Source organism: Variovorax sp. J31P179 (genome assembly GCF_030316985.1).
GTDB classification, from domain to species: Bacteria; Pseudomonadota; Gammaproteobacteria; order Burkholderiales; family Burkholderiaceae_C; genus Variovorax; species Variovorax ginsengisoli_B.
This window is the reverse complement of the sequence record NZ_JASZYL010000035.1, coordinates 1-9,692: the sequence shown is the minus strand read 5'-3', so window position 1 is coordinate 9,692 and position 9,692 is coordinate 1. Positions and strand designations below refer to the sequence as shown.

Below are 9,692 nucleotides of genomic sequence, written 5' to 3'. Positions count from 1 at the left end.
CCCGAGCCAAGCCCTGTTTGTAGACTCAACACGATGCTGAGGTCAGCATGAAATACCATCCATCGATATGTTGACCGACACCGCTTGACAAACAAGTCCTCATAGAAGCGGTCGTTGGCCAACCGGGCGGGCACGCTGAAGGTCAGCTGTCAGGCACAGCCACGAATTGGTGCTCGCAGCCATGAGCGGCGGCTCGCTGGCCGCGGCGGCTACGACGCGTCTGCTTGAATGCTGCCTTTGCGGGGTCACCGTCCACGCCACTCTCTCCGCCTCCAAGACTTCGGGCCCCCTTGGAGGCTGCACGGTGCAATGGCGTTGCGCCGTGATAAGGAATAAGCTCCCTCATTCGGTCAACGGGCCCCTGCGTGCCATGGCATTCATCCGGAGCACCGGCGTCCCGTTGGCTTTAACGAGGAGTGGCCATGGATCAAAACAAGCGGATCGACTCTGCGGCATCGCGGCGGGAGTTCCTGGGTGGTGCGGCTGGACTGGGAGTCATGGCGCTGGGTCTTGGCGCACATGAGAAGGTCAGCGGTCAACCCGCCACCACCGCTCGAAGGACGTCAGCGGGCGCAGCAAGCGGCCCCTACAACATCTTGTTCATTTTGGTCGACCAAGAGCGCCATTTCCGCCCGGGCGAGCTTCCGGCCGGCTATCGGCTGCCAGCCCATGAGCGGTTGAAGAAGCAAGGCACGACGTTCGTCAACCACCGGATCGGCTCGTGCGTCTGCACGCCATCCCGCTCGGTGATCTATACCGGGCAGCACATCCAGCAGACGAAGATGTTCGACAACACGAATTTCCCCTGGATCGAGAGCATGTCCACCGAGATTCCCACGCTGGGTGACCTGCTCCGGAATGCCGGCTACTACACGGCGTACAAGGGCAAGTGGCACCTGACAAGGGAGTTCGAAACGGTCAATGAGCACGGCAACTTGACCAAGATTTTCACGCAGGAGATGGAAGCCTACGGCTTCTCCGATTACTTCGGTGTCGGCGACATCATCGCGCACACAAGGGGGGGCTACCTTCACGACGGCATCATCTCGGCGATGGGCGTGAACTGGCTCCGCGGCAAGGGACGCGAACTGGCGGCGGAACAGAAGCCGTGGTTCCTCGCAGTGAACCTCGTCAACCCGCACGATGTGATGTACTACAACACCGATGCGCCGGGAACGGAGGTTCAAACGAAGCGTGGCATCAAGCGTGTCGCTCGCGATCCGGTCGACCCGCTTTACGCGAAGCAGTGGGAGTACCGGACTCCGGCGAGTCACGGGCAGGCGCTCGATGCTCCGGGGCGACCACCTGCACATCGGGATTTTCTGCATGCTCATGACGCCTTGGTCGGCACCATCCCGAATGAGGAAGCCCGTTGGCGCCGGCGGCACAACTACTACTTGAATTGCATGCGCGATGTGGATCGAAACATTGCGACGCTTCTTTCCGAGCTGGACGCCTCGGGGCTGGCCGACAAGACGATCGTGATCCTGACCGCCGATCATGGCGACATGGACGGCGCGCACCAACTGCACGCCAAGGGTGCTGTCGCGTACCGCGAGCAGAACAACGTGCCCTTCATCGTTTCCCATCCGGTCTTCGCCGGCGGCAAGCAGTGCAAGGCGGTCACCTCGCACGTCGACATTGCGCCAACGCTGATAGGGCTCACCGGCGTGTCTCCGGACAAGCGGGCCGGCATCGTCAAGGGACTTCCTGGCAAGGATGTTTCCGGGCTCCTCGCGGCTCCCGAGCGCGCCGATTTCGCGGCCGTGCGTGAGGGTGCGCTCTTCAACTACAACATGTTTGCCTACCTCGACGGCGACTTCCTGAACAAGGCCGTCGACTACATGCAAAAGGGCGGCAAACCAAGCGAACTGCAGAGCGCGGGCATCCGCCCAGACATGATGAAGCGCGGCGCGGTTCGGTCGGTGTTCGATGGCCAGTACGTGTTCGCGCGCTATTTTTCGCCGAAGCAGCACAACCGACCCACGACGGTGGAGGAGCTTTATCGCTTGAACGATGTCGAGCTGTTCGATGTGCGGGCCGATCCGAGCGAGATGAACAATCTCGGCTTGCAAGGCGGGCGAAACCGGGACCTTGTCCTCGCCATGAACGAGAAGCTCAACCGGCTAGTAGATGCCGAAGTCGGCGAAGATCGCGGGCAGATGCTCCCCGGCGGCATCGACGCCGGTTGGGAGGTTACGGCGGAGACAATGTCGGGCGCTTGAGCCTCTCGCGCGACTCCATCCCCGCTGGTTTTTTCGGTTGTGCGGGCCCGCGACCGCTCCCGCGTGCCTTGCTGACATTCGAAGCGAGAACTCAAAGGACGGCAACGGGCCCCCAAGAGCCATCTACAAAGCGCATTGACGTAACCACAAAGCCGACGTTCAGGCATCGAGTCGCTCCGCGCCGACGTTCACGCGACGTCGCAGTCCAGCAACCTCGCCGAACTGCTGCTTGTACCACCGCGAAAAAGCGCTTGGCGCAGAGAACCCAAGCAACTCGGCAATCTGCGACAGCGGCCGCGTGCCGTCGTCGATGTAGTGCGCGGCCAATTCGCGACGGATGGTATTCACAACCTCCCGGAACGCCGTGCCCTCGCGCACGAGTCGCCGATGCACGGTCTGCCGGTCCACACCCAACTGTTGCGCCACCTGCTCAATCGAGCATTGGCCCGACGGCAGCAGCACCAGCAGGATGTTGCGCACGCTGTCGGCCGCGCTCATGCGCGCCGACGCGGCGGAAGCCTCGAGAACCTGGCGTGCGTAGCGCGCCATCACAGGGTCGGCCATCGGGTTCGGCGCATCCAGGTCGCTAGTCGTGCAGACGATCCCGTTGAAATCCTGTCCGAAGTAGACGCCGTACCCAAAGAGTTGAAAGTGCAGGCCCGGATCGCGCGGCGGCGAGTGCGAAAAGCAGACCTGCAAAGGGTTCCATGCCGGCCCGAGGAAGAACTTCAGATTCCGGAACATCACCCCGACAAGCAACTCCGTTGCCTGTCGCGATGAGCCGCCTTGGCCGACGAGAAATTCCTCCCGCATCACGGCGATGCCATTGGCCTCTTCCAGCTCCACGAACAACGATTCGTTGAGCACGTGGCTGTAGCGCATCATCGCCCGCACGACGCGCCGCACCGTCGGCTCCTCGCGCGCCACCAGCGCCACCGCGCCGAGGTTCGAGAGTTGCCGCGTCTCGGCCATGCGCAGGCCGAAGTTGTCCACGCCACTGGCGCTCGCCGATGCCTCCAGGACGTCTCGCACCGCATGGCTCGGTATGCGCATGTCGGGGTCGTGCAGGCAAGCCGGACTTAGCCCTGCGGCGGCCAGCTGGGCCAAAGGATCGAGCCCGACCGCACGCGCCACCTCGGGGTAGTTGGTCAGGCTGGCACTGCGAACGAGCTTGGACATAGGGTTAACACGATGTGTCACGTCAGGTTAAGCAGCTGTCACATCGGGTCAATCCGCATATCCCCTTGCCCGAAACAATTCACCTTCCGAATCAGCTGCAGACGGGTGAAGCCCACGGGCAGCGACAACCTCAGGAGACACACCCGATGGACCACGACAACGCACCCACCCCCACGCCGGTTTGCGACCGCCTGCGCAGCAGTGGCAACTGGAACCCCAACTGGGAACCCTTTGCCGAACTCGACCCCGCCTGGACCGAGAAGTTCATGGCTATGGGCATCACGCCCATGGTCTCGGGCGTGCTCGACGCAAAGACCATTGAGTTCATCTCCATCGCCGTCGACGCCTCGTGCACCCACATGTACGCACCGGGTGTACGCCGCCACATCCGCAAGGCGCTGGAAGTCGGCGCCACAAAGGAAGAAATCACCGCCGTTCTGCAGTGCGTGAGCGTGTTGGGCATCCACACCATGAGCCTCGCCACTCCCATCCTGTTGGACGAACTGGCGTCCGCATCGACACGCTGACCGGCACCTTCAGCGCTCCATTTTTCTAAACCACCAAAGGACAAACACCATGCAATTCCTCGACGACTCCCTCCTCCCCGAAAACCAGCAACCCCTGGTCATCCAGGTCGCGCCCTACGGCCCCCAGTGGGACGCCAGCGACTCCGACGACATCGCAGTGTCGATGGACGCCCAGGTTCAGAAAGCCGTCGATTGCTGGAACGCCGGCGCCACCGTACTGCACGTGCACGTGCGTGAAGAAGACGGCAAGGGCAGCAAGCGTCTGTCCAAGTTCAACGAAATGCTGGCGCGGCTGCGCGAAGCCGTGCCCAAGATGATCCTGCAGGTGGGCGGCTCGATCTCCTTCGCCCCCGAGGACGACGGCCAAGCAGCCAAGTGGATGAACGACGACACGCGCCACATGCTCACCGAGCTGAACCCGCGCCCCGACCAGGTGACCGTCGCCATCAACACTTCGCAGATGAATATCATGGAGTTGATGACGGAGGCCGACGTGGCGGGCACGTCGCTCGCCAATCCGGCCATGCAGGCGGCGTACCGCGACATGATCGTGCCCTCCAACCCCTCCTGGCACGAGGAGCACATCCGCCGCCTGGTAGCCAATGGCATCCAGCCGCACTTCATGCTCGCCCATCTGAGCCAGCTCGAGACGGTGGAGCGATTCATTCGGCGCGGCGTGTACATGGGCCCGCTGATCCTGAACTACGTGGCGATCGGCGGCGGTGCGGCCGGCGTAAATCCCGCCGACATGATGGAGTTCGTGCGCCGCACGCCTGATGGCGCGACGCTGACGATCGAGACCCTCAACCGCAACGTGATCCCGCTCAACACGATGGCGATTGCGATGGGCATGCACGTACGCGTGGGCATCGAGGACACGCTGTTCGGGCCGACCGGCGAGCGCATGACCTCGGTCCAGCAGATCGAGGCCATGGTGGCCATCGCGCGGGTTCTGAACCGCGACATCGCCAGTGGAGACGAGGCGCGCAGCATCTACCGGATCGGCGAGACCTACCGAAGCACGGAAGAGACGCTGGCGCGGATCGGATTCGCGCCAAGCCGCGCGCAGGGCCAGCGCGGCGTGCCGATGCGCGTCGCCGCCTGAGGACGATGTCTCCGCGGCGCCGATTCACGAGGACAACAGCATGTCGATCTCCCACGACCCGACTTCCGCGGCACCCCGGTGGACCGACCTGCTTGGAGTGCACGAGCTGAGCGAGCGCGGACGCGGTTTTGCCCGCCGTAACGGGCACGAGATTGCGCTGTTTCTCGTCGAGGACACGGTGCATGCGATCGCGGACAGTTGCCCGCACGCCGGCGCGTCGCTTGCCAGAGGTGCTCTCGCAGGCACCACGATCCAATGCCCCGCACACGGCCTGCGCTTCGACCTTGCAAGCGGCTGTATCCACGGCGCATGCGGCGGGCTTGCGTTGCGCACCTACCCCGTTCGCGTGCATGCCGGCCGCATTGAGGTCGACCTCCGCAACGCAACCAACTGACCCCGCGCTCGGCCCGAGCACACACACACACACCAATTTCCGGAGACACAGATGCAACAACTCACGAAACCCCTGCGCCGCGCGATGCTCGGCGCCCTTGCGGCCGCGTCCCTGCTGGCCATGGCGCCCACCGCGTTGGCCCAGGGCTGGCCCAGCAAGCCGCTCCGCCTGATCGTCGGCGCGCCCCCGGGGGGCACCTCCGACATCGTCGCGCGCACCTTGGCCGAAGGCCTCGTGCCGCTCCTTGGACAGCCGGTAATCGTCGACAACAAGGCCGGCGCCATGGGCGCCATCGGCCTCCAGGACTTGCTGCAATCGCCGCACGACGGCTATACCTTCATGGTCGGCGTCAATGGCCTGGTCACCGAGATCCCGCATGTCGTCAAGACCCGCCTCGACATGTTCAAGGACGTCAAGCCTTTGGCCCAGCTCACCCAAACCGGCCTGCTGCTCGTCGGCACGCCGTCGTTGCCGGCATCGAACTTGAAGGAAGTCATCGCCTATGTGAAGGCCCACCCCGGCAATGTGAGCTACGCCTCGTACAGCAGCGGCACGATGTCGCACACCATGGGGCAAGAGTTAAACAAGCTGGCCGGCCTGGACATGACGCATGTTGGCTACAAGGGCTCGCCACCGGCGCTCCAGGACGTGATGGGTGGCCATGTGGCGCTGATGTTCGACGGCCCGGCGACTTCCGTTCCTCTGATCAAAGCCGGCAAGCTGAAGGCCTTCGCCGTCGGCACACCAAAGCGGCTGGCTGCACTGCCCGACGTGCCGACCTTCGCGGAACTCGGCTATCCGAAGATCGGCGACATCGCATGGATGGGCCTGTGGACCACGCCCGACGTGCCGGCCGATGTGCAAGCAAAGGTCCGCGAGGCCACGCTGAAGGTGCTCCAACAGCCGAAGGTTATCGAGCGCTTCAGGGAACAGGGTCAGGACATCGGCCAGCCGCTGACGCCCGACGAGCTGTCGAAGTCGCTGCGCGCGGCGTCCGACAGGCACGCCGCCAACCTGAAGGCCATCGGCTTCCAGCCTGAATGACTACGAATCAAGGAGCACCCATCATGAACGGACAGATGATGCAGCAACCGCTGCTGATCTCCACCCTGTTAACGCACGCTGAACGCCACCACGGCGAACAGGAAATCGTGTCCCGTCGCGTCGAGGGCGATATTCATCGCACCACTTACCGCGCACTGGCCTCCCGCGCGCGCCGCGTGGCCAACGCACTGGCACAGCGCGGCATCAAGTTCGGAGACCGCGTCGCCACGTTGGCGTGGAATGGGTACCGCCACATGGAGCTGTACTACGGTGTCTCCGGCTCGGGCGCAGTGCTGCACACGCTCAATCCCCGCCTGCACCCCGACCAGGTGGTGTGGATCGCCGATCATGCCGAAGACCAGGTGCTGTTCTTCGACCTGACCTTCCTGCCGATCGTCGAATCGATCGCTTCGCGTGTGACGACGATCAAGGCCTTCGTCGCGATGACCGACCGCGCCCGCATGCCCGCCTCGACAAAGATACCCGGCCTCCTGTGCTACGAGGAACTGCTGGCCGATGCGAGCGATCGTTTCGAGTGGCCGAACTTCGACGAGAACAGCGCCAGTTCGCTGTGTTACACCTCGGGCACCACCGGCAACCCGAAGGGCGTGCTGTACAGCCATCGCTCGACTTTGCTACACACCTACGCCGCCGCGCTGCCCGATGCGCTGAACTGCTCGGCGCGCGACTCCATCTTGCCCGTCGTGCCGATGTTCCACGTCAACGCCTGGGGCCTGCCTTATGTCGGTTGCGCGGTCGGCGCCAAGCTCGTCTACCCGGGCCCGTACCTGGACGGTAGGAGCCTGTACGAACTGTTCGAGACCGAGGGCGTCACGATGTCGGCCGGCGTTCCCACCGTCTGGCAGGGCCTGCTGGCGCACGTCGAGTGCCACGACTTGGCGTTCAGCACCATGCGCCGCACCGTGATCGGCGGCTCGGCTTGTCCGCCGGCCATGATGCGCGCCTTCCAGGAACGTCATGATGTGCAGGTGCTGCACGCCTGGGGCATGACCGAGGTGAGCCCGCTGGGCACCGTCTGCACGCTCAAACCGGCGCACCTGGCGCTGGGCAGTGAAGAACGGCTCGCCGTCCAGTCCAAGCAAGGTCGCGCCGTGTTTGGCGTGGACCTCAAAATCGTCGATGCCGACGGCGACGAGCTGCCCTGGGACGGCAAGACCTCGGGCGAGCTGCTGGTGCGCGGCCCCTGGATCGTCGCGAGCTACTTCAAGGGTGCCGGCGGCAACCCGCTGGTGGACGGCTGGTTCCCGACCGGTGACGTCGCCGTCATCGACGCCTATGGCTTCATTCAGATCACCGACCGCGCCAAGGACGTCATCAAGTCCGGCGGCGAGTGGATCGGCTCGATCGACCTGGAGAACATCGCGATGGCACACCCTGCAGTGGGCATGGCCGCCTGCATTTCCGCGTTCCATCCCAAGTGGGACGAGCGCCCGCTGCTGGTGGTGGTGAAGAAGCCGGGTGTCGAGGTGACGCGCGAGGAACTGCTGGCCTTCTACGACGGCAAGATCGCGAAGTGGTGGACGCCCGACGACGTGGTCTTCAGTGAGACGATCCCGCTCGGCGCGACCGGCAAGATGCTCAAGCACCGCCTGCGCGAGCAGTTCAAGGACCACAAGCTGCCGACGGCCTGATGCCATGACCACCGCACTCACGATCGGCGCGGTTCCAGGGCAGGTGCGCCTGCTGTTTCCAGGCGTGCTGGCCTGCGGGGTGGTCGCCGCGGCCTCCACTTTCCTCTCGGAGCACTATGGTGCGCCGGTGATGCTGTTCGCGCTGCTGCTGGGCATCGCGATGAACTTCCTCTCCGGCGAGAGCGCCTGCAAGCCGGGCATCGAATTCGCGGGTCGGACGCTGCTGCGCATCGGCGTCGCGCTGCTCGGCCTGCGGATCACCGTCGGCCAGGTCGTCGAGCTCGGATGGCAGCCAGTGGCGATCGTCGTGATTTGCGTCGGGGCGACGATCCTGTTGTCGATGCTGGCGGCGCGCCTGATGGGGTTTCAGACCCTGTTTGGCCTCCTCAGCGGCGGGGCTACCGCGATCTGTGGCGCTTCTGCGGCGATGGCACTGGCCGCTGCGCTGCCGAACCATCCACTGAAAGAGCGCGCGACACTGTTCACTGTCGTCGGCGTGTCGGCGTTGTCGACGCTGGCGATGATCGTCTACCCGATGATCGCGCAGGCCATGGAGCTGGACCCGAGTGCCGCCGGGGTGTTCCTGGGCGCGACGATCCACGACGTCGCCCAGGTGGTCGGCGCCGGCTACAGCATGTCGCAACAGACGGGCGACGTGGCCACCCTGGTCAAGTTGCTGCGCGTGGCCATGCTGTTGCCGGTGATCGTCTTCGCGGTCATGTTGGCGCGCCGCCAGGCCAGGGGAAGGGGTGGCCCGCGCCCGCCGCTGCTTCCGGGCTTCGTCATCGGCTTCGCGCTCTTGGTGGCCGTCAACAGCACGGGTTGGCTGCCGCCAGTCGTCGCCAGGGGCGGCAGCGATTTCTCGCGCTGGTGCCTCGTGGCGGCCATCGCGGGCATCGGGATGAAGACGCAGTTGAAGGACTTGGTCACCGTCGGCCTCAAGCCGGTGCTGTTGATGCTTGGCGAGACGATCTTCCTGGTGGTCCTGACGCTTGCGTTGATGCATTGGCTCGCCTGAATCCGACGCGCTGATGCTCAAGGTGTAGACGCCCAGTAGACGAGTAGGACGCCGTGCACTGTAGATGCGCGAACGCGCACAAACACCCGCAGTTCCGGTCGCTGTGGTCCAGGCTACGAGATGCCTTGCAGTCGCTTTTGCCTTGGTGTCGGCGCAACGTGGAGCGCCTGGAAGCCGACCTTCGCGTACTTCCGCTTGTGGCCGATCTGAGTCGTAGGCCGTCGCGTTGAGATGGACGGCTTTCGCTGCTGCACACGTATTACGGTCGCTTGTGGAGGGCAAGGGAGGACTAATCGCGGTTGATTGCGTCGGTCGTGGCGACGTCGCGGTCTACAACTGCCTCGTCGCCGACTCCTTGCCGATCATCAACCAGTTGCTTGATGTCCAGAATGCTTGCGCGGTGCAGGTTACGCTAGGACGCCTGATGTCGACGTCAGGCTAGGGAAACGCTGATCAATAGGTCGCTGCGGGCACGGCCCGTGCATGCGTGAAGACATCGCAAGTCACAGCACCACCGAGATGAACCAACGCAGTTTTGCCAGCGCCGA

The 9,692-nt window shown here is 64.2% G+C and carries 8 protein-coding genes; 7 read left to right on the top strand and 1 reads right to left on the bottom strand.

The window, feature by feature from the left end; all coding sequences use genetic code 11:
- Nucleotides 1-422 precede the first annotated feature (422 nt).
- Nucleotides 423-2,225, top strand: coding sequence for a sulfatase family protein (locus tag QTI17_RS34755; protein WP_286538732.1), 1,803 nt, complete (start codon nucleotides 423-425; stop codon nucleotides 2,223-2,225).
- A 159-nt stretch (nucleotides 2,226-2,384) separates the two neighbouring features.
- On the opposite strand, the gene QTI17_RS34750 is transcribed toward QTI17_RS34755, so the two are convergent.
- Nucleotides 2,385-3,404, bottom strand: a complete 1,020-nt coding sequence (locus tag QTI17_RS34750; protein ID WP_286538730.1) for an AraC family transcriptional regulator — start codon at nucleotides 3,402-3,404, stop codon at nucleotides 2,385-2,387.
- Between the two features lie 146 nt (nucleotides 3,405-3,550).
- Here QTI17_RS34750 and QTI17_RS34745 point away from each other — a divergent pair, with 146 nt between their 5' ends.
- Genes QTI17_RS34745 through QTI17_RS34720 form a run of 6 tightly spaced genes read left to right on the top strand, consistent with a single transcriptional unit; the run spans nucleotide 3,551 to nucleotide 9,144 of the window.
- Nucleotides 3,551-3,931, top strand: coding sequence for a carboxymuconolactone decarboxylase family protein (locus tag QTI17_RS34745; protein WP_286538727.1), 381 nt, complete (start codon nucleotides 3,551-3,553; stop codon nucleotides 3,929-3,931).
- Between the two features lie 49 nt (nucleotides 3,932-3,980).
- Nucleotides 3,981-5,036, top strand: coding sequence for a beta-keto acid cleavage family enzyme (locus tag QTI17_RS34740; protein ID WP_286538726.1), 1,056 nt, complete (start codon nucleotides 3,981-3,983; stop codon nucleotides 5,034-5,036).
- Nucleotides 5,037-5,076: 40 nt separating this feature from the next.
- Nucleotides 5,077-5,430: a Rieske (2Fe-2S) protein gene (locus QTI17_RS34735; RefSeq protein ID WP_286523152.1), complete on the top strand. Its 354-nt coding sequence runs from the start codon at nucleotides 5,077-5,079 to the stop codon at nucleotides 5,428-5,430.
- A 51-nt stretch (nucleotides 5,431-5,481) separates the two neighbouring features.
- Entirely contained in the window at nucleotides 5,482-6,474 is a 993-nt protein-coding gene (locus QTI17_RS34730; protein ID WP_286523150.1) for a Bug family tripartite tricarboxylate transporter substrate binding protein, read from the top strand.
- A 23-nt stretch (nucleotides 6,475-6,497) separates the two neighbouring features.
- On the top strand, nucleotides 6,498-8,126 hold the full coding sequence (locus QTI17_RS34725) for a 3-(methylthio)propionyl-CoA ligase (RefSeq protein WP_286538724.1): 1,629 nt from the start codon (nucleotides 6,498-6,500) through the stop codon (nucleotides 8,124-8,126).
- A gap of 4 nt (nucleotides 8,127-8,130) precedes the next feature.
- Nucleotides 8,131-9,144, top strand: coding sequence for a YeiH family protein (locus QTI17_RS34720; RefSeq protein WP_286538723.1), 1,014 nt, complete (start codon nucleotides 8,131-8,133; stop codon nucleotides 9,142-9,144).
- Nucleotides 9,145-9,692: the final 548 nt, after the last annotated feature.

Excerpts from the sequence above, each read along its gene's own strand:
- QTI17_RS34755 (WP_286538732.1), top strand. The coding sequence starts at position 423 with ATGGATCAAAACAAGCGGATCGACTCTGCGGCATCGCGGCGGGAGTTC.
- QTI17_RS34750 (WP_286538730.1), bottom strand. The coding sequence starts at position 3,404 with ATGTCCAAGCTCGTTCGCAGTGCCAGCCTGACCAACTACCCCGAGGTG.
- QTI17_RS34745 (WP_286538727.1), top strand. The coding sequence starts at position 3,551 with ATGGACCACGACAACGCACCCACCCCCACGCCGGTTTGCGACCGCCTG.
- QTI17_RS34740 (WP_286538726.1), top strand. The coding sequence starts at position 3,981 with ATGCAATTCCTCGACGACTCCCTCCTCCCCGAAAACCAGCAACCCCTG.
- QTI17_RS34735 (WP_286523152.1), top strand. The coding sequence starts at position 5,077 with ATGTCGATCTCCCACGACCCGACTTCCGCGGCACCCCGGTGGACCGAC.
- QTI17_RS34730 (WP_286523150.1), top strand. The coding sequence starts at position 5,482 with ATGCAACAACTCACGAAACCCCTGCGCCGCGCGATGCTCGGCGCCCTT.
- QTI17_RS34725 (WP_286538724.1), top strand. The coding sequence starts at position 6,498 with ATGAACGGACAGATGATGCAGCAACCGCTGCTGATCTCCACCCTGTTA.
- QTI17_RS34720 (WP_286538723.1), top strand. The coding sequence starts at position 8,131 with ATGACCACCGCACTCACGATCGGCGCGGTTCCAGGGCAGGTGCGCCTG.